Genomic DNA, 18,782 nt, shown 5'->3' with positions numbered 1-18,782 from the left:
TTACTCCACCGGGGAGGCGTTGAAGCAGCGCTGATAGTACTCGGCCACAATCCCGCGCTCTGCTTCGTCACACTTGTTCAGGAAAGTGAGGCGGAAGGCGAAAGCCACGTCATTGAAGATCTGAACGTTCTCGGCCCAGGCGATGACGGAGCGGGGAGACATGACTGTGGAAATGTCTCCAGCCATGAAGCCTGCCCGCGTCAGGTTGGCGAGAGCGACCATCCGCTCGACCATCTTTGTCCGGTCCTTGTCGTCCGCGCCAATTTTCAGCTTGGATGTGACGATGGCGACTTCCTGCTCCAGTGGCAGGTAGTTCAGGGTTGCGACGATGTTCCAGCGGTCCATCTGGCCCTGATTGATCTGCTGGGTGCCGTGATAGAGACCCGTCGTGTCCCCAAGCCCGACCGTGTTGGCCGTGGAGAACAAACGGAAAGCCGGGTTCGGGCGGATCACGCGGTTCTGGTCGAGCAGGGTCAGGTGACCTTCGGCTTCCAGAACACGCTGGATCACGAACATCACGTCCGGACGTCCGGCGTCGTACTCGTCAAAGATCAGCGCGCAGGGATGCTGGAGGCACCATGGCAGCAGACCTTCACGGAATTCCGTTACCTGCTTGCCGTCCCGCAGGACGATGGCGTCTTTGCCGATCAGGTCGATACGCGACACATGGCTGTCGAGGTTGATACGGACGCACGGCCAGTTCAGGCGTGCTGCAATCTGCTCAATGTGGGATGACTTGCCAGTACCGTGGAAGCCCTGAACCATGACGCGGCGGTTGTACGCGAAGCCTGCAAGAATGGCGCGGGTCGTGTCTTCATCGAACTTGTAGGACTCGTCGATATCGGGGACGTGCTCGGTCCGCGCCGAATAGGCGGGCACCTGAATATCCGTTTTGATACCGAAGACCTCACGCGAGGATACCATGAGGTCAGGCGCACCGAGAACGTTGGTTGGCACTGTTGAACTGTCAGCAGTGGTGACGGTTTCCGGGGCGTCGATCGTCGCGAAATCACTCATGGGTCTGACGGACTTTCATTGAATTCAGGAATGTTCTGAAAAGATGGGCCTTTAGGCCGTATTCTTCCAGAGAGAAAATCAGGAAACGAACTCTGATTCGCGACTGAAATGCGTTTTCAGAACCGAATAGGCGGCTCCGATGGCTTTGAAACGCTCTTCAGCTTTCTGATCACCGATATTCGCATCCGGATGATGACGACGTGCCAAGGCGCGATAGCGGGTTTTTACGTCATCCAGAGAGACAGGCCAGGAGAGGTCCAGTGTCGCCAGTGGTTGGCGGAGTGGCTCTGGTGGCCCACTGGCAGCGGCACGCTGTCGGGCGCTTTCTTTCGCCCGTTCAGCGCGATTCCGACGGCTGGCACCCAGAATATCCAACGGGTCGAGAATATCTTCTTCGTTGAACTCAGCCTTGTTGGCCGTGCCGGTACCGAGTTTCCACGAAGGGCGTTGCCAGGACGTATCGGCCCGCAGATGGGCCTCGATCTGTCCTGGCGTCATGCCACGATAGAAATCCCAGCGGGAATTATATTCGCGCACATGATCAAGGCAGAACCAGAAGTAGGATCGCAGGGCATCCCGCCCACGGGGTGCACGATAGCCGGCACGTTCCGTGCAGCCCGGATGGTCGCAGATCTGGTCCGGTGCCTCTGGATCGGGGTCAAAGGCCCGATGTCTGGTAGATTTACGCTGCATGGTGTCTGATATGGGCAATGTGAGCCGCCTGATGCAAGCGGACAAACCAAGTCGGATTTAATTGACTATGACACAGCCCCTTACAAGACGGGACAGAATTGCCGAAATTCTCACGCAGGAACTGGCGCCCTCTGTGCTGGAAATTCAGGACGACAGCGCCCGTCACGCTCATCATGCCGGGGCCAAAGCTCTTGGTAATCCGGGGGAAACGCATTTCAATATCGCTATCACCAGTGCGAAGTTTGATGGTCTGAACCGGATTGCCCGGCATCGTCTGGTGAACGGATTGCTCGCCGGGGAGTTTGAAACGGGACTACATGCCCTGTCTCTTGTTCTCCACGGAGAAACCACTCCATGAAGCGTGCCCTTCTGGCTCTTCTGTTTCTGTCTGGCTGCGCCACGAGCGGCTATGGCCATCTTCCTGCTGACCAACAGGCAGATGTACATCGCATTGAAACCTACATGAACGGTGTGACCGGGATGCGGGCGTCATTCAACCAGATTGGTCCGGATGAGGGGCATAGTTCTGGACGATTCGTTTACATGCCTGGGCATCTGCGTCTCGACTATGTAACTCCACACATCATGGAGCTTGTCGCGGGTGACGGTCATCTTGTGCTGGATGACATGGACAGTGGGGCCGTGACGCATCTGTCTCTGAAGCGGAATCCGCTGGGCCTGCTTCTGCATCATCCGATCCGTTTTGATCGAGATATTCAGGTCACGGATGTGAGGCGAGGGCAGGGATCGCTTCAGATTTCCGTGGCTGAGGCAAACAACCCCTCTCAGGGTCTTCTGACACTTCAGTTCTCTGACATGGACGGTAAGTTGTCCCTGATGGGTCTTCAAGGCGTGGATGCCCGTCAGAACCGTTTCAGCGTGTCATTGAACAGCGTGGAAGAGGGTGTGGCGTTCACACCCACGGTTTTCACTCCTCCTGGGGGATAGATCCGAAATGCGCTGGCCATGCTGCGGCCAGCGCCTCGTCCAGATCCTGCATGGTCAGGGCTGGATTGAAGCGGCGAAGACTCGTAACGCCAAATTCCCGGATACCGCAGGGAACAATTCCATCGAAATCGTCCAGAGCCGGGTCAAGATTAATCGAGACACCGTGCCAACTGACCCAGCGGCTGACGCGGATGCCAAGCGCAGCAATTTTTGCTTCCTGACCGCTCACAGGATCAACGGTCCAGACACCGATGCGCCCATCACGGGTGAACGCTTCCACACCGAGGCGCGCCAGCGTCTCGATGATCCAGTGTTCCAGTCCTTTGACGAACGCTCTTAAATCACGCGGAGGGATGGTACCGTTCTGCTGGCCAAGATTTAGCATGACATAGGCTAATCGTTGACCGGGCCCGTGATAGGTCCACTGTCCGCCACGGCCCGCGCTGTAGATCGGGTATCCATGAGGGTTGTAGAGATCTTCCGGGCGGGCAGAGGTTCCGGCGGTAAAAATCGGTGGGTGCTCTACGAGCCAGACGAGAGGGCTGGCAGTCTCTTCATGGATCTGACGGGAACGGGTCGCCATGAAATCCAGGGCTTCAGGATAAGGTGTCAGCCCGTCTGATTTTTTCCACAAAATTTCTTCACAAATATCGTTTCTGGTCATTGCTCTCGCTTCAGGCTTCGGCTATATCGCCCCTCACCGGACGGTCTTGCACTACACAAGACGGTTTGTCACGGGGCGGCCGTGGCGGAATGGTAGACGCGCAAGCTTGAGGTGCTTGTGGGGGCAACCCCGTGGAAGTTCGAGTCTTCTCGGCCGCACCATTTCCCTTTTTGGGTAATGGAAAAATTCTCGAAAAAATCACAAAAACAAAACTCCCCCTGAATGCCAGAGTTAAGGCATCCAGAGTGGTGTTTTGCGTCTGTGCCATTTTATTGCCAGACTGCTAATCCACCGTTATGCCTTTCTATGTTTTCATCAGAGCGTTGTGAGCTTCGGCTCGGCGGTCGGATGATTGTTCTGGCTGATGTGTGAGGTTTCGTGATCAAGCCCCTGAAGAAAGCAGTCCTTCCCGTTGCAGGACTTGGAACGCGGTTCCTTCCGGCGACCAAGGCTATGCCAAAGGAAATGCTTCCTGTCGTCGACAAGCCGCTGATCCAGTACGCCATCGATGAAGCGCGCGAAGCTGGCATCGAAGAATTCTGCCTCGTCACTGGACGCGGTAAAGACAGCTTGATCGATTATTTCGATATCGCTTACGAGCTTGAGGCAACGCTGAAAGAGCGTGGCAAGAAGAGCGCGCTTGAAGCCCTGCAGCCCAGCAGCGTGCAGGCTGGCTCACTTGTGGCTGTCCGTCAGCAGGAGCCGCTGGGCCTTGGCCATGCCATCTGGTGTGCCCGGTCCTTTATCGGTAACGACCCATTTGCCATTCTTCTCCCGGATGACATCGTAAAGAGCGGCCGCAGTTGTGTTGCCCAGCTTGTGGATGCCTACAATCAGACGGGCGGCAACGTCGTTGCCGTAACGGAAGTACCGCGCGAGCATACCAACCGTTACGGTATTCTGGATGTAGGTGCGGACGACGGCCGCCTCGTGGAAGTGAAGGGGCTGGTTGAGAAGCCAAATCCTGAAGATGCTCCGTCCAATCTGTCGATCATTGGTCGTTACGTGCTGACGGCTGATGTGATGAAGCACCTTTCCAAGCTGGAGCGTGGCGCTGGTAACGAAGTGCAGCTGACGGATGCAATGGCCAAGATGATCGGGCATGTCCCGTTCCATGGTCTGCGCTATGAGGGTACGCGCTATGACTGTGGTGACAAGGCTGGCTTCCTGGAAGCACAGATTGCCTTCTCGATTGATCGCCCTGACCTGGGTGATGCGGTGAAGGCGTTCCTCAAGAAGTATGTCGACGCTGTTTGATGTCTTTCAGGCACGATTTTGATCCAACCAGTCTCCGCGAATACGATATTCGCGGAATTGTTGGAAAAACGCTTCACCCCGAAGACGCTTTTGCGATTGGTCGTACGTTTGCGAGCATGGTCATTCGGCAGGGTGGGCGTAGCGTTGTCGTTGGTTTTGACGGAAGGTTGTCTTCTCCTGCTCTTGAAGATGCCCTTGTCAAAGGCGCCGTAGAATCTGGTGCGGATGTTATCCGCATCGGCTGCGGCCCGACGCCCATGCTCTATTTTGCGTCCGTTGCCCTGAAGGCTGACGGCGCAATCATGGTTACGGGAAGTCATAATCCGCCGGATTATAACGGCTTCAAGATGATGAGTGCTGGTAAGCCGTTTTACGGAGACCAGATTCGTGAGCTGGGGCATCTGGCTGCAGCAGGAAATGTTGTTCCCGCGACTGAGGGAACGTCGCGAAGTGAAGACATTTCCGGCGCTTATATTACCCGCCTCCTTCAGGATTACGATGGGTCACGCCCGCTCAAGGTCGTGTGGGATAATGGTAACTCGGCTGCGGGCGACGTTCTGTGTCGGCTGGTTGAAAAATTACCAGGTGAACATACGGTCTTGTTTCCGGAAATTGACGGTCATTTCCCGAATCATCACCCCGATCCGACCGTTCCCAAAAACCTTCAGGATCTGATTCTTAAGGTTAAGGACACAGGTGCGGATCTTGGCATCGCCTTTGATGGTGACGCAGATCGGATCGGTGTGGTGGATGATCAGGGGCAAATTCTCTGGGGGGACCAGATTCTGGTACTTCTGGCCCGTGATGTTCTTCGGGAGTATCCCGGCGCAACGATCATTGCAGATGTGAAGGCCAGCAAGGTTTTCTTTGATGAGGTCGAGAAAGCAGGCGGTCAGCCGCTGATGTGGAAGACCGGCCATTCTTTGGTAAAAACCAAAATGGCTGAGACAAAGGCCCCTTTGGCGGGCGAAATGTCGGGGCATATCTTCTTTGCCGACAAGTGGTATGGCTTCGATGATGCACTTTATGCGGCGGTACGGTTTATAGGGATTGTCTCTCGACTGGGGCAGCCGCTTTCACAGGTTCGACGTGCATTGCCAGAAACAGTCAGTACGCCTGAGCTGCGTTTTGATTGCGCCGATACGCGAAAATTTGACGTGATAGCTGAGGTTGCAAAGCGCCTTCGGAGTGAAGGCGCTGACGTCTCTGAAATCGATGGTGTGCGCGTCAATACAGAGGACGGATGGTGGCTCTTGCGTGCGTCCAATACCCAGGCGGTTCTGGTGGCTCGGGCAGAAGCCCTGACCTCTGCAGGACTTGACCGTCTGAAGCAGGCTCTGGCGCTTCAGCTTGACGCTTCAGGCCTCATGGCACCGGACTTTTCTGGTGAAAACGCTGGGCACTGAGGGTCTTTTCATGGCATGGACAACGAGATGTCCATGCCATTTCAGTCTTTTCTAGAGCCCGGCCAGATCGTGCAGCATCCTGACTATCCGGAATGGGGTTGGGGTCAGGTTCAGTCTGCAATTGCGGAGCGCGTGACCGTCAATTTTCAGAACGAGGGTAAGGTTCTGATTGACGCTTCGCGGGTGACGCTAAAGCTGGTGCAGTCCTGATTGCTAAGCATACTGCCGCCGTTTTTTTCTCGCTGTTGCCGGACACTTCTTGATTTGGCGCTTCCGCCAGTCTGTTCCGGGTGTGGGGCCGATGTCCTGACAGAGGGAGCATTCTGCTCTGACTGTTTCTCCTCCGCCCGGCGCATTATTTCCCCCTGCTGTGACCGGTGCGGGACACCACTGATCAATGAAACTTATGGGGGTGCCAGAAGAATCTGCGTTTCCTGTCAATTGAAGCCTCCCGTCTGGCGTCAGGCGCGCGCGGCCTTTGTTTATGATGATTGGTCGCGGCGGATGATCCTTCCTCTGAAATATTTTGACAGAACGGAAAATGCAGCCGTTCTTTCCCAGGAAATGGGAAGGGCCGGAAAAGTCTTGCTGGAGCAGGCAACAGTATTGGTGCCTGTGCCGATGTACCGGGGGAAACTGTGGAGGCGTCGTTACAATCAGGCTGCGCTTCTCGCTCATGGATTGGCGTGTCGCAATAAGGTTCCTGCTTTGCTGGATGGGCTTGAGCGCAGGCGGGCAACCAGAGCGCTTGCTCGGCTTTCTCCAAAAGAACGTTATGCTGAAATTGCAGATACGATTGTTGTTCGGCCAGAGCGTGAAAAACGAATTGTAGGGCAGGCCGTTCTATTGGTGGACGATGTGCTGACAACAGGAGCGACGGCATCGGTCTGCGCGGATGCACTCTTGAAGGCGGGAGCATTATCGGTGGATATTCTCGTTGCAGCCCGGACCGGCAAGGGCGATGAACGGGATGTTCCGTATCCCGAGGAGTAAAAACCATATGTCAAAAATTGAAATTTTCACGCAGCCGGGATGCCCATACTGTGTTCATGCTGTCGATCTCCTCAGATCGAAGGGTGTAGGTTTCCAGGAGATCAATGCGCCCCATGGAACGCCGGAGCGGGAGGAGGCTATTGCGCGGTCGGGACGCCGGACTGTTCCGCAGGTCTTCGTGAACGGAACGTCTCTCGGCGGGTGCGATGATATTGTGGCGCTGGATCGAGCCGGGCGGCTTGATTCCCTGCTTGGCGGTGTCTGAGTGCGGTGGGGATTGATCCTGTCGGGTCTGCTGGCGTGTCTGTCTCCTTCAATGGGGCGGGCCGCGGCAACCGCTGATGTTTCTTCGGCTGCCGGTCCTTCTGAACTGGGTCTTTGGTTGTCCGGGGGGAAGGATGGTGTCTTCTCGATCGAACACTGTGGAAGCAACGGGAATGCCCTGTGTGGCAAGCTGGTTGGCATGGACTATGATGGGGAAATGCCGAAAGACACCTGGGGTCGAGCTGAGTGCGGCTTATGGATGTTGACAGACTTTGTACCAGTTGAAGACCACAAATGGGGTGGCCACATTCTTGATCCACGGAGCGGACGTGTTTATCAGGCCTACATCTGGCTTTCGGAGCCGAATGTCCTGAAGCTGCGGGGCTATGTTCTGGGAATGCCTCTGTTGGGGAAAACCGAGACCTGGACCCGGTATACCGGTGGCGCCTTTGGCGCGCAGTGCAAGATGCCTCCGCAGCCTCACTGAGAAACTATCATGGCAGACCGTATCCTTCTGATATGGTCTTTCAGGAATGCGCAGGTCCGATGTGGCCTTGGCATCTGCCAAACTGAAAGGACCGTGGAACCATTATGTCCCACCCCGTTTCCCGTCGCGATTTTGCGCTTGGACTTGCTGCTGGTGCCGTTGCAACCGGTGTTGCAGGAACGTCTCATGCGGCGGACGAGCCCACAGTCATTCCCGTTCCGCCACCGCCGCCGAAGCCTGTTTCCAAGACGGTCTGTTTCGTCGGCGGATACACCAAGCATGCTCCGCCTGGTGGAGCAGGAAACGGGCAGGGAATTGCTGTATTCGAAATGGATCGTGAATCCGGCGTTCTGACGCCGATCACGACTTATACCGATATTGCCAGTCCTTCGTTCATCACGCTGTCTGCGGATAATCATTTCCTATACGCTCTCAGCGAGATTGATGATTATAACAAGGATGGGCATGGGTCTGTTACGGCATTTGCCGTGGATCAGAAGACTGGCTCCCTGCGCAAGCTGAACGTAGTCAGTTCCGGCGGGGCCGTTCCGGCGCATCTGAGTGTGCACCACTCAGGCCGTTATGTTCTGGTGGCGAACTACATGGGAGGCTGTGTGGCCGTTCTGCCGATCCGGAGCGATGGTTCTCTGGGAGAGGCAACGGACGTCGTTCATAACACTGGTCCGCGTCAGCCCGAGCGTGCAGCCGACAATCCGCAGGGCAACTTCGCTGTTTCAGATCACTCCGGTTCACATCCGCACATGATCCGCTCTGATCCGAGTGGTCGGTTTGTGATCGCGGATGATGCTGGGCTGGATCGGGTCTATGTCTGGACGCTGAACCTGACGACTGGAAAGCTGATTCCGGCCAAGACGCCGTATTACGACATGGAGCCCGGTTCTGCGCCGCGTCACTTCGAGTTCAATCACTCGGGGCGCATCATGTATAATCTGTGCGAGCAGAATTCGAAGATCGTGGTCTCCAGCTTCGATCCGCTGACGGGTGCCATTACGAACATCCAGACCGTCAGCACGGTCACGCCGCATTTCCGTGGCTCGACGCTGGCTGCGGAAATTCTGATCTCGGCCAGTGGCAAGTATGTCTATGCCTCCAACCGTCTGGGCGATTCGCTGGCTGTGTTCGCGATTGCGGCAGATGGAACGCTGTCCTTGCAGGATGAAGTCTGGATGCATGCCGATTATGGCCGTGCCATGATGTTCGATCCGTCAGGAACGTTCCTGTTCTGCGCTAACCAGCGCTCGGATGCGGTGACGTCCTTCAAGGTGGACAAGAACACCGGACAGCTTGCGTTTACTGAGAACTTTACGCCTGTCGGTAGCCCGACGACGTTTGCGTTCATGAATACGCAGGTCTGACCTTCCATGAAAAAGGCGCTCTCCGGAGCGCCTTTTTTGTTTCAGCCCTTCGTGAACATCGCGATGTAGTTCACGCCGGTGTCGCGGGTCGTGCGCCAGCGCGGGGGCAGGTAGCTCATGCCGGCAATATCGGTCATGCGCAGGCCGGCGTTCCGGGCCATGGCTGCCAGTTCTTCCGGTTTGATGAATTTCTTCCAGTCATGTGTGCCGACGGGCAGCATCCGCAAAATGTATTCCGCGCCTAGCTTTGCCATGGCGAATGAGCGCGGTGTGCGGCTCATTGTGGAGACGGCAACCATGCCTCCCGGACGGGTCAGGGCTGCAAGCATGTGCAGAAAGTCCTGCGGATCGTTGACGTGCTCGATGACTTCCAGAGCTGACACGACGTCGAATTCTACGCCTTCCTCGACCAGATCTTCTGCGCTGCCATTGCGATAGGTCAGGGGGGCGGCACTCGGTGGCAGTGGGTAGTTAGCCTGATGCGCGAGTGCTGCTTCGATCCCGTCCGGGCTTGCATCAAGGCCGAGCGTCTCGAACCCCAGTTTTGCAAAGGCTTCGCTGGCGAGGCCTGCGCCGCAGCCGATATCCAGTAGCGAAAGGCGTTTTCCTTCGGATGGCTTGAGAGAGGTCGTTCGGGAGGCGACCCAGTCCGTCCGCAGGGGGTTCATGGCGTGAAGAGGGGCCATCGGGCCGCGCGGATTCCACCAGTCCTTGGCCAGCGCACTGAAATGGGCGATTTCGGAATCGGAAACGGAAGAGCGATGTGAGGTGCTTCCGGAAACGGTTTCTGAGGCCATCAGAACTGTCCTTCTGTGTGCCCGCATGATGCCGTCGGCTGGACGCGGCGTGGCGAGACGAGTATGTGGACCGGCAGAGTCTGTTCAGAAGACCGGCCGGCAAATCTGTTTTGTGCCGTATCCGATGCCAGACCCGAGCGCGCAACGCCAGACACGTACTGGAGCCTTATCCGCGATGTCCATGTCCGATACTCCCGTTCACGACCAGGTTTCGGGTCGTGCCGATACTCTTTCCACGTCTGTGGATAGCGGGAAACGGAAAACGATTGTCATGAAATTCGGCGGTACGTCCGTCGGAACAATTGAACGCATCCGGATCGTTGCGCAGCGAGTCAAGGCCGAGCATGCGCTTGGGCGCCGTGTGGCTGTTGTTGTGTCGGCCATGGCGGGTGTGACCAATCAGATGGTTGGATACTGTGCCGAACTGGACCCGCTGGCGGACCCGAAGGAATATGATGCTGTCGTGGCATCCGGTGAGCAGGTCACGAGTGGTCTTGTGGCTATTGCGCTACAGGCTATCGGCGTTCCGTCACGCTCTTTTCAGGGCTGGCAGATCCCGCTTGTGACAGATGACGCGCACGGGAAAGCATCCATTGACGGTGTTGACGGTACTGAACTGCTGAAATGCCTTGATAAAGGTGTTGTGCCGGTTATCGCTGGATTTCAGGGTGTTGGTCCGGATCACCGGATTGCCACACTTGGGCGTGGCGGATCAGACACATCTGCTGTAGCCATTGCCGCTGCGATCCATGCGGATCAATGCGACATCTATACGGATGTTGATGGAATTTATACGACGGACCCGCGTATCGTGAAGCGTGCGCGGAAGCTGGATCGCATCACATATGAAGAGATGCTTGAGCTTGCTTCCGTAGGTGCCAAGGTTCTTCAGACCCGGAGTGTCGGGCTTGCGATGCGTGAGGGAGTTCGTGTGCGTGTGCTGTCGTCATTTTCCGAAACGGATGATGACAGTGGGTCGATTGTGGTGGATGAGGACGAGATCGTGGAGAAGGAACTGGTTGCGGGTATTGCCAGCTCGCATGATGAAGCAAAGCTCTCCGTCCGGCGTATTCCGGACCGTCCGGGCATCGCGGCGGCCATCTTCGGACCTCTGGCTGCGGCAAATATCAATGTGGATATGATCGTGCAGAGCACGGGCGTTGACCGCATGACGAACATGACCTTTACGGTCGGCAAAAGTGATGAAGCTGCGGCTCGTGCGGTTCTGGAAAAGGCTCATGCCGATATCCAGTATGGTGAGCTTGAGACATCTCACAACGTTGTGAAGATCAGTGTTGTTGGTGTTGGTATGCGCTCCAATGCCGGACTTGCTGCGACCATGTTCGGTACTCTGGCGGAGCGCGGAATCAACGTGCAGGTGATTTCCACGAGCGAAATCAAGATCTCCGTCCTGATTGATTCGGAATACAAAGAGCTTGCGATGCGTGCACTGCACACCGCGTACGGGCTGGATAAGAAAGAGGAACCCTCTACGTGAGTGCAATGACGGACGCCCGCGAAACCCTGAACCGCCTCTGGAAGCCGGGATGTGACTTCCTGGGTAGCGAAGTCGCCATTCTTGGCGGCGCGATGTCCTGGGTGAGCGAGCGCAATCTTGTCTCCGCCATTTCCAATGCTGGCGGCTTTGGTGTGATTGCGTGCGGCGCGATGACGCCGGAGCGCCTTGAGGAAGAAATCGTTGCCACGCAGGCTCTGACGAAGCGCCCGTTTGGTGTGAACCTCATTACCATGCATCCGGCACTTGAGCAGCTTGTGGACGTGTGTCTTGCACATAATGTGTCTCATGTCGTTCTGGCTGGTGGTGTGCCAACGAGCGCCATCATCAAACGTGTCCGCGATGGCGGAGCGCGTGCGATTGGTTTTGCGCCTGCACTGGCTTTGGGCAAGCGTCTGGTGAAGCTGGGTATTGAAGCACTCATTATTGAAGGATCGGAAGCAGGTGGCCATGTTGGTCCGGTTTCCCTGACGGTCCTGGCGCAGGAAATCCTGCCGCACATCAAGGACGTTCCTGTCTTTGTGGCAGGTGGTCTGGGTCGTGGCGATGCCATCGTGTCCTATCTTGAGCAGGGCGCTTCCGGTGCACAGCTTGGAACGATCTTCGCGGCGTCCCAGGAGAGCATCGCACACGAGAACTTCAAGAAGGCGTTCCTGCGAGCCAATGCCCGTGATGCCGTGACATCTGTACAGCTTGATGAGCAGTTCCCGGTCATTCCGGTACGTGGTCTTGCCAATGCGGGTAGCCGTGGCTTCCTGAAGCATCAGGCAGAAACGATCCGGAAGTTCCAGAATGGCGATGTGAGCAAAGAAGATGCTCAGCTTTCCATCGAGCATTTCTGGGCTGGTGCGCTGCGTCGCGCCGTGATGGATGGTGACGTCGATAACGGGTCTGTCATGGCTGGCCAGTCTGTCGGTATGGTCAAGGAGATCCGTCCGGTGTCCGAAATCATCGCTACGCTCGTGGAGCAGGCTGTGGAAGCCATTGCAAAGCGGGAAGACCGCGTTCACGCTCCCGCCTGATCAGGTTATTCAGCCATGTCCCCTCCTTCCGATATCCGCACGATGCCGCTTCGCTCAGACCAGCCGAGTGTTGGAACGATCCTGCGTACGCGTCGGGAGGAGTTGGGGTGGCAGATTGAGGATGTGGCTCAGTGGCTACGAATCCGGAGCCGTCTTCTGGTTGCGCTGGAGGCGGATGATCTGTCGTCCCTGCCGGGTGTTGCCTATGCCGTAGGTTTCCTGCGGACATATGCTCATGCCATGCAACTGGATGCTGATGGTCTGGTTGCACGCTTCCGTCAGGAATATCGCGGTGTTGTTAACCGCAAGACGGATCTTGTTTTTCCTCAACCGGAGGGAGAGCGCGGCCTGCCAGTCGGGCTTCTGGTTGGGGCAGGACTTGTTGTTGTCGTTGCCGCCTATGCGGGGTGGTATCGGTTTGCCTCGCATGAAAGCCCGGCTGATCGCCGGGTTCCGGCTGTTGCGGAGTTGATGTCAGGCGCTGCAACGCCCGCAACGACCTCTCCGCAGGTTGCATCGGTCATGCCGGGACGTGCGCCTACGCCGGAACCGCATGTTTCGCAGTCTGTAGCGCCCGCCATGACGCCACCTGTTGAGGCGCCGTCTGCACAGGCTTTGCCGCAGGCTGTTCCTCCGGCGTCTCAGGTCAAGCCCGCTCCTGCCGTTACGGCAGAAGCTGAGGCCGGTTCTGAAGATGCAGATCAGAACGCCGGAGACCAGTTCGGTCCTGCCACGAATGCGCCAGCAGAAACTCCCGCTCCGGCTGTGCCTGTCGGATCAGTTGTTGTGCGTCTGCTTGCTCCTGTCTGGATGCAGGTCAAGGATAAGGACGGTCATGTTCTTGTCTCGCGTGTTCTCAAAGCCGGAGAAAGCTGGCAGGGCGACGCGGCAGGTGCTCCTTTCCGAATGTCATTTGGCAATGCCGGAGGCGTGGTTCTTTCAACGGATGGTACGACCAGTGCGCCTCTTGGGCGCCAGGGTGAGGTTCGCCGGAACGTCGAGGTTACGGCAGAAGCCATCAAGTCTGGGGCATTTGGCAATGGCGTTGCCTTGCCTGCGCAACCTGCGTCTGAGTCGTCAAATCCGTCTGCTGTTCCTGAGGCGGTTGATGGATCGCAGGATAGTCCTGCATCTGTTGTGAAACCTGTACCGCATCGGGCAAAAGCGCCTGCAAAGCCTTCCGCAGAATTTTCTGCTGACGATCTGAATGCCCGGCAACTGGATCAATCGTCTCCATCGCATTAAACAGGGGCCAAGCCCCTGACCCACAGGACCCGGTTTGTCCGGGCACGAAGAGGTAAATCATGAGCAGCTACCGCCCCTATCAGCACATCGAGCGTCGCAAGTCGCGCCAGATTCATGTCGGCAAGGTTGCGGTCGGTGGTGATGCGCCGATCTCCGTGCAGACTATGACCAACACCCTGACATCCGACGCGCAGGCGACGATCGACCAGATCCGTCTGGCCGAACTGGCAGGTGTAGATATTGTTCGCGTGTCCTGCCCGGATGAAGCTAGCACGGAAGCCCTGAAGGAGATCGTGCACGAAGTGAACGTGCCGATCGTTGCGGACATTCACTTCCACTACAAGCGCGCTATCGAAGCTGCGAAGGCCGGCGCGGCCTGTCTGCGTATCAATCCGGGTAATATCGGTAGTGCCGAGCGTGTTCGTGAAGTTGTGAACGCCGCCAAGGATTACGGCTGTTCCATCCGTATCGGCGTGAATGCCGGTTCTCTGGAAAAGCACCTTCTGGAAAAGTACGGTGAGCCTAACCCGGAAGCACTGGTTGAAAGTGCTCTGGAACACGCCAAGATCCTTCAGGACCATGATTTTCATGAGTTCAAGATCAGCGTGAAGGCGTCTGACGTGTTCATGGCGGTTGCAGCCTATCAGCAGCTTGCAGACTGCTGTGACCATCCGCTGCACATTGGCATCACTGAAGCTGGTTCCAAGCGTGCCGGTACGGTGAAGTCTTCCATCGGTCTGGGCAATCTGCTCTGGGCGGGCGTGGGTGACACGATGCGTGTTTCGCTTTCGGCTCCTCCGGAAGAGGAAGTGCTGGTGGGCTGGGACATCCTCAAGTCCCTGGGTCTGCGTCATCGCGGTGTGAAGATCATTTCCTGCCCGTCCTGTGCGCGTCAGGGTTTCAATGTGGTCGAGACGGTTCAGACGCTTGAAGATCGCCTGCAGCATATCAAGACGCCGCTGACGCTCTCCATCATCGGATGCGTTGTGAATGGTCCGGGTGAAGCTCTCATGACTGATATCGGTGTGACCGGTGGTGGCTCTGGCCGCCACATGGTTTATTCCGCTGGTCGTCAGGATCACACGATGCCAGCCGAAGACATGATCGAGCACATTGTGGATCTGGTGGAAACCAAAGTTGCCGCTATCGAAGCGGACAAGGCTCAGACCGAAGCTGCTGCCGCTGCTGAAGCCGCCAAGCAGATGGACCCGGCGAGCCACTGATGTCAGGACTGCAACTGCCCCGCGGCACACACGACCTCATCGGCGACATCATGCGCCGTCACCACCATGTGGTGGAAACGGCGCGTTCGGTTCTTGAAACCTATGGGTTTGAGGAATGGAGCACGCCAATCTTCGAAGACACGCGGGTTTTCTCCCGTACGCTCGGTGAGACATCTGATGTCGTGTCCAAGGAGATGTACACGTTTGAGGATCGGGGTGGCGAGAGCATTACGCTGCGTCCCGAGAACACGGCCTCCATCTGCCGTGCGCTCGTGACAAATGGCCTCACCCAGTCCCTGCCTCAGAAGGCGTTCTATCACGGGCCGATGTTCCGTTATGAACGTCCTCAGAAGGGGCGGTATCGCCAGTTCCACCAGATTGGTGCGGAACTGCTGGGTGCCGAAGGGCCGCTGCGGGATGCTGAAGTCATCACGATGGCTTACGACATCCTTAAGGCTCTTGGTCTGTCCGAGCATGTTGTTCTGGAACTGAATACGCTGGGTGATATTGCGTCCCGTCAGGCATGGCGTGAGGCGCTGGTCGCTTATTTCCGCCAGCATGCTGATGCTCTTTCGGAAGAGAGCCGGGTGCGTCTTGAGGTAAATCCTCTGCGTATTCTGGATAGCAAATCCGAGCAGGATCGGGCTCTTCTGGCGGATGCCCCGGCGTTTGCAGACTATCTGAACGATGAGTCCCGCAAGTTCTGGGATGATCTGCGGTCTTACCTGACGGCCTTTGGCGTGGAGTTTGTTGAGAACCCGCGGATCGTACGTGGCCTTGATTACTACAGCCACACGGCTTTCGAGTTTGTGACAACCAAGCTGGGTGCGCAGGGTACTGTTCTGGCTGGCGGGCGTTATGAAGGTCTGGTCGAGCAGATGGGCGGCCCTGCCATTCCGGCAATTGGCTGGGCTGGCGGTATTGAGCGTCTCGCGCTTCTGCTGGAAGAGATGCCTTCCATTGCGGCTGGTATTGCAATCGTTCCCATGGGCGATGAAGCGGTTCTCAAGGGGGCGGCCATTGCACGTGCTCTTCGTGAAGCCGGTTTACGTGCGGAGATCGAGACGCGTGGCAACATGAAAAAGCGTATGGAGCGCGTCGTAAAGTCCGGTGCGTCTCATGCGGTTGTTCTTGGCGATGAAGAACTTGCGCGTGGCGTCGTACAGCTTCGGGACCTTGGTGCCCGCGAGCAGCAGGAAGTGGCCATATCCGACCTCGTACAGGCTCTGAAAGGCGCCTGAGACGTGGCATTTGATGACAGGCTGGAGCGGATTGTTGCCCGCTCGGAAGAAATTCAGGCTCTGATGTCGTCTGGCGAAATGGGCGGAGAAGAGTTCACTCGTCTTTCGCGCGAATATGCGGAGCTTGAACCTGTCGTCGTGTCCATTCAGGCCTGGCAGGCTGCCGAGAGGCAGCGGGAAGGGGCCCAGGCTCTTCTTGCTGATCCTGAAATGAAGGAACTCGCTCAGGTCGAGCTTGAAGAGATAGAAGCGCAAATTCCTGAGTTGGAGCACAATCTACGGATTGCGCTTCTGCCCAAAGATGCTGCTGATGAGCGTAGCGCCATTCTGGAAATCCGTCCGGCGGCGGGTGGTGACGAAGCCGGGCTTTTTGCGGCCGAACTTTTCGATGCCTATCGTCGGTTTTCCGAGCAGAATGGCTGGCGGTTCGAAGTCATGGAATATGCCGAGAGCGAAGTCGCGGGTCTGAAGGAAGGCATGGCGACGATTTCCGGCCGTTCCGTCTTTGCCCGTCTCAAGTATGAATCAGGCGTTCATCGTGTTCAGCGCGTTCCGGCCACAGAAAGTCAGGGCCGTATCCATACATCGACGGTGACTGTTGCTGTTCTGCCAGAAGCGGAAGAAGTGGACGTGACGATCAATGACGACGATCTGCGGATCGACGTTTATCGCGCGTCTGGTGCGGGCGGACAGCACGTTAACAAGACCGAAAGTGCCGTTCGGATTACGCATATCCCGACTGGTGTTGTCGTGGCGATGCAGGAAGAGAAGAGCCAACATAAGAACCGTGCCAAGGCCATGAAGATTCTTCGGGCACGTCTTTATGAGCGTCAACGATCCGCAGCGCATGAGTCGCGTGCCGCAGATCGTAAGTCTCAGGTGGGAACGGGTGATCGTTCAGAACGCATCCGGACCTACAATTTTCCGCAGGGACGTGTGACGGATCATCGGATTAACCTGACCCTCTACAAGATCGAGCGCATCATGGCAGGCGAGTTTGATGAGATTATTGATGCTCTGACGCGTGAGGAGCAGACAGAGCTTCTTGCAGCTGAAGGCTTTTAAAGAGTCAGGAACTCGGCGTAGCGCAGACAGCAGCGCGTCCATGTCGGTGGGTTGCAACAGAGGGGTCGTTGTAATCCACAAGGAAGAAATCAGTGAAGTTGTTACTTCCGACGGCATCCAGAGTATGGCCTTCCGGATGATGGAGCTGTCCTTCGCTGCTGACCTGATGCGTTTCCTGATGACCGTTATGCATGATGGTGATTTCGCCGCAGAGCGCGTAATCAACGTCATATCGTCCAGCGGGCAGGGGAATAGTGCGGGTTTCGCGGGATTTGGACAGCCCCAGCCGGAAGGTCGCCACAAGGTTACCGTCAAGGTAAAGACGGGACACTTCGGATATTTCTTCTGAAGCGCGCTCATCTGTCACGGTGAAGGTACCGGGCAGTTCTGACTGGGCCTGAGCCGTATGCAAGGCGCATCCCAAAAGAAGGGCTGAGAATAAGAATGCACGTTTGGACTTCATGATGACAGGTATAGCAGGTTCTCGGGCAAGATGACTGCAAAAGATGTTCTTCTTCGACAGGCAACAGAGGTTCTGCAAAGGGCCGGGTTGGAAGATCCGCGACGGGAAGCGAGGCTTTTATTGGGGTGGGTGACAGGTCGTGATCCAGCGGGACTGTTTTCCCTGACAACTGTTTCGGAAGCTGATGCGACTCGGTTTGAAGACGCTGTTACGCGGCGTGCGGCACGGGAGCCTCTGGCATTTATTGTCGGGGAAACAGGGTTCTGGACGCTGGATTTCCATACGACACCCGACACGCTGATTCCTCGGGGGGATAGTGAAGCCTTGATTGAAGCGCTTCTGGCCGTGCGGCCGGATCGTGCGGCGTCTCTCAGGATGCTGGATCTTGGAACTGGCACAGGCTGTTTGCTTCTTTCTGCTTTGTCAGAATACCCGCAGGCCTGGGGTGTGGGGGTGGATCTCTCCGCAGGAGCGGCAGCGCTTGCTCGCAGGAATGCTGGCCGGAACGGATTGCAGGACCGAAGCTGTTTTCTGGCGGGAAACTGGGATTCCGCTCTGGCCGGAAAGTTCGATGTGGTGATTTCCAACCCTCCTTATATTGAGAGTGCAGATGTGCCTGACCTTATGCCGGAAGTCTCTCAATATGAGCCAGAACGGGCGCTGGATGGGGGGCAGGATGGCTTGGATGCTTATCGTCTGCTCTGTCGGGCACTTCCGTCACTTCTGGTGCCGGGCGGTCACGCTATTCTGGAAATGGGGTTGGGCCAAATTGATGCCGTCTCAGAAATCGGTCGCGCTAACGGACTACGGGAGGTTGCGCGGCAAAACGATCTAGGTGGAATTGCACGGGCTCTTGTTCTTCAGTGGTCAGAAAACTCAGGAAAGACGTTGGCTTAGAGCTTGAGAGTTGATATGAACAGGAAACTGCATTCTGTCGTAGAAGCCGCAATGGCGGTTTTTTCCTTATGCAGTTGCTCCTGTTGACCGTCTTTCAGTAGCCGGCAGCGGATGAGAGGCTGGCCAGTGTCCAGCCACAGCGAGATAGACAGACGTCTTTTCGGCAGCGGCGGACGCATCCTTCTGCACGGGCAGAAGTGGGGCACGC

Annotated in this window: 21 protein-coding genes, 1 tRNA gene and 1 pseudogene; 18 read left to right on the top strand and 5 right to left on the bottom strand. The window is 56.8% G+C overall.

All coding sequences use genetic code 11. The features are described from left to right. Window positions 1–1,017 carry a cobaltochelatase subunit CobS gene (gene cobS / locus J4P41_RS04055; protein WP_426066205.1) on the bottom strand — a complete coding sequence of 339 codons (1,017 nt, stop codon included), beginning with the start codon at window positions 1,015–1,017 and terminating at the stop codon, window positions 1–3. Between the two features lie 78 nt (window positions 1,018–1,095). Beyond that, on the bottom strand, window positions 1,096–1,710 hold the full coding sequence (locus tag J4P41_RS04050; RefSeq protein ID WP_426066204.1) for a J domain-containing protein: 615 nt from the start codon (window positions 1,708–1,710) through the stop codon (window positions 1,096–1,098). Between the two features lie 67 nt (window positions 1,711–1,777). Between J4P41_RS04050 and J4P41_RS04045 the strand changes: the two genes are divergently transcribed. Further along, a complete protein-coding gene (locus tag J4P41_RS04045; RefSeq protein WP_211568670.1) occupies window positions 1,778–2,068 on the top strand; it encodes a BolA family protein in 291 nt (96 codons plus the stop codon). Continuing rightward, complete coding sequence (locus J4P41_RS04040; protein ID WP_211568671.1) at window positions 2,065–2,658, top strand: LolA family protein; 594 nt, start codon at window positions 2,065–2,067, stop codon at window positions 2,656–2,658. The genes J4P41_RS04045 and J4P41_RS04040 overlap by 4 nt, the downstream gene beginning before the upstream one ends. On the opposite strand, the gene lipB is transcribed toward J4P41_RS04040, so the two are convergent. Then, the gene (gene lipB, locus J4P41_RS04035; protein ID WP_426066203.1) at window positions 2,639–3,322 is read right to left on the bottom strand and encodes a lipoyl(octanoyl) transferase LipB; all 684 of its coding nucleotides are present in this window, start codon (window positions 3,320–3,322) and stop codon (window positions 2,639–2,641) included. The genes J4P41_RS04040 and lipB overlap by 20 nt on opposite strands. A 75-nt stretch (window positions 3,323–3,397) precedes the next feature. Here lipB and J4P41_RS04030 point away from each other — a divergent pair. The 9 genes and pseudogenes from J4P41_RS04030 to J4P41_RS03990 all read left to right on the top strand — a co-directional run bounded on the left by J4P41_RS04030 (window position 3,398) and on the right by J4P41_RS03990 (window position 9,105). Continuing rightward, window positions 3,398–3,483: transfer RNA gene (locus J4P41_RS04030), tRNA-Leu, on the top strand. Between the two features lie 217 nt (window positions 3,484–3,700). Next, on the top strand, window positions 3,701–4,579 hold the full coding sequence (gene galU / locus J4P41_RS04025) for a UTP--glucose-1-phosphate uridylyltransferase GalU (RefSeq protein ID WP_010501497.1): 879 nt from the start codon (window positions 3,701–3,703) through the stop codon (window positions 4,577–4,579). Beyond that, window positions 4,579–5,985, top strand: a complete 1,407-nt coding sequence (gene pgmG, locus J4P41_RS04020; RefSeq protein WP_426066202.1) for a phosphoglucomutase/phosphomannomutase PgmG — start codon at window positions 4,579–4,581, stop codon at window positions 5,983–5,985. Before galU ends, pgmG begins: the two co-directional genes overlap by 1 nt. Window positions 5,986–6,012: 27 nt before the next feature. Beyond that, a complete protein-coding gene (locus tag J4P41_RS04015) occupies window positions 6,013–6,195 on the top strand; it encodes a DUF3553 domain-containing protein (protein ID WP_051400821.1) in 183 nt (60 codons plus the stop codon). Continuing rightward, window positions 6,196–6,414 (top strand): annotated as a pseudogene (locus tag J4P41_RS04010) (double zinc ribbon domain-containing protein); the annotation flags it as partial. Window positions 6,415–6,489: 75 nt separating this feature from the next. After that, window positions 6,490–6,978, top strand: coding sequence for a ComF family protein (locus tag J4P41_RS04005; protein ID WP_426066297.1), 489 nt, complete (start codon window positions 6,490–6,492; stop codon window positions 6,976–6,978). Between the two features lie 7 nt (window positions 6,979–6,985). Further along, the gene (gene grxC, locus J4P41_RS04000; protein WP_426066201.1) at window positions 6,986–7,243 is read left to right on the top strand and encodes a glutaredoxin 3; all 258 of its coding nucleotides are present in this window, start codon (window positions 6,986–6,988) and stop codon (window positions 7,241–7,243) included. Beyond that, window positions 7,244–7,729, top strand: coding sequence for a DUF2147 domain-containing protein (locus J4P41_RS03995; protein ID WP_426066200.1), 486 nt, complete (start codon window positions 7,244–7,246; stop codon window positions 7,727–7,729). Between the two features lie 104 nt (window positions 7,730–7,833). Next, on the top strand, window positions 7,834–9,105 hold the full coding sequence (locus tag J4P41_RS03990; protein WP_426066199.1) for a lactonase family protein: 1,272 nt from the start codon (window positions 7,834–7,836) through the stop codon (window positions 9,103–9,105). 41 nt (window positions 9,106–9,146) lie between these two features. Here J4P41_RS03990 and ubiG read toward each other — a convergent pair whose 3' ends face one another. Then, complete coding sequence (ubiG, locus tag J4P41_RS03985; protein ID WP_426066198.1) at window positions 9,147–9,902, bottom strand: bifunctional 2-polyprenyl-6-hydroxyphenol methylase/3-demethylubiquinol 3-O-methyltransferase UbiG; 756 nt, start codon at window positions 9,900–9,902, stop codon at window positions 9,147–9,149. A 175-nt stretch (window positions 9,903–10,077) separates the two neighbouring features. On the opposite strand from ubiG, the gene J4P41_RS03980 reads away from it, so the two are divergent. From J4P41_RS03980 to prfA, 6 genes are read left to right on the top strand one after another with little or no spacing between them, the layout of a single operon-like run. Beyond that, entirely contained in the window at window positions 10,078–11,400 is a 1,323-nt protein-coding gene (locus J4P41_RS03980) for an aspartate kinase (protein ID WP_426066197.1), read from the top strand. 5 nt (window positions 11,401–11,405) lie between these two features. Further along, entirely contained in the window at window positions 11,406–12,440 is a 1,035-nt protein-coding gene (locus tag J4P41_RS03975; RefSeq protein ID WP_426066292.1) for an NAD(P)H-dependent flavin oxidoreductase, read from the top strand. A 15-nt stretch (window positions 12,441–12,455) separates the two neighbouring features. Continuing rightward, window positions 12,456–13,685 carry a RodZ domain-containing protein gene (locus tag J4P41_RS03970; protein WP_426066196.1) on the top strand — a complete coding sequence of 410 codons (1,230 nt, stop codon included), beginning with the start codon at window positions 12,456–12,458 and terminating at the stop codon, window positions 13,683–13,685. A 59-nt stretch (window positions 13,686–13,744) separates the two neighbouring features. Further along, complete coding sequence (gene ispG, locus J4P41_RS03965; protein WP_023942620.1) at window positions 13,745–14,908, top strand: flavodoxin-dependent (E)-4-hydroxy-3-methylbut-2-enyl-diphosphate synthase; 1,164 nt, start codon at window positions 13,745–13,747, stop codon at window positions 14,906–14,908. Next, the gene (gene hisS / locus J4P41_RS03960) at window positions 14,908–16,149 is read left to right on the top strand and encodes a histidine--tRNA ligase (RefSeq protein WP_426066195.1); all 1,242 of its coding nucleotides are present in this window, start codon (window positions 14,908–14,910) and stop codon (window positions 16,147–16,149) included. Before ispG ends, hisS begins: the two co-directional genes overlap by 1 nt. A gap of 3 nt (window positions 16,150–16,152) precedes the next feature. After that, a complete protein-coding gene (gene prfA / locus J4P41_RS03955; RefSeq protein ID WP_426066194.1) occupies window positions 16,153–17,214 on the top strand; it encodes a peptide chain release factor 1 in 1,062 nt (353 codons plus the stop codon). A 4-nt stretch (window positions 17,215–17,218) separates the two neighbouring features. Here the strand turns inward: prfA and J4P41_RS03950 are convergent, their stop codons facing one another. Continuing rightward, the gene (locus tag J4P41_RS03950) at window positions 17,219–17,677 is read right to left on the bottom strand and encodes a hypothetical protein (protein WP_010501516.1); all 459 of its coding nucleotides are present in this window, start codon (window positions 17,675–17,677) and stop codon (window positions 17,219–17,221) included. 30 nt (window positions 17,678–17,707) lie between these two features. On the opposite strand from J4P41_RS03950, the gene prmC reads away from it, so the two are divergent. After that, on the top strand, window positions 17,708–18,574 hold the full coding sequence (gene prmC / locus J4P41_RS03945; protein WP_426066193.1) for a peptide chain release factor N(5)-glutamine methyltransferase: 867 nt from the start codon (window positions 17,708–17,710) through the stop codon (window positions 18,572–18,574). Window positions 18,575–18,782 lie beyond the last annotated feature (208 nt).

The organism is Gluconobacter sp. NFX36, assembly GCF_049887835.1.
Lineage (GTDB): Bacteria > Pseudomonadota > Alphaproteobacteria > Acetobacterales > Acetobacteraceae > Gluconobacter > Gluconobacter japonicus_A.
Note: the sequence above shows the minus strand (reverse complement) of the source record. Positions and strands in the feature narration are given on the sequence as shown.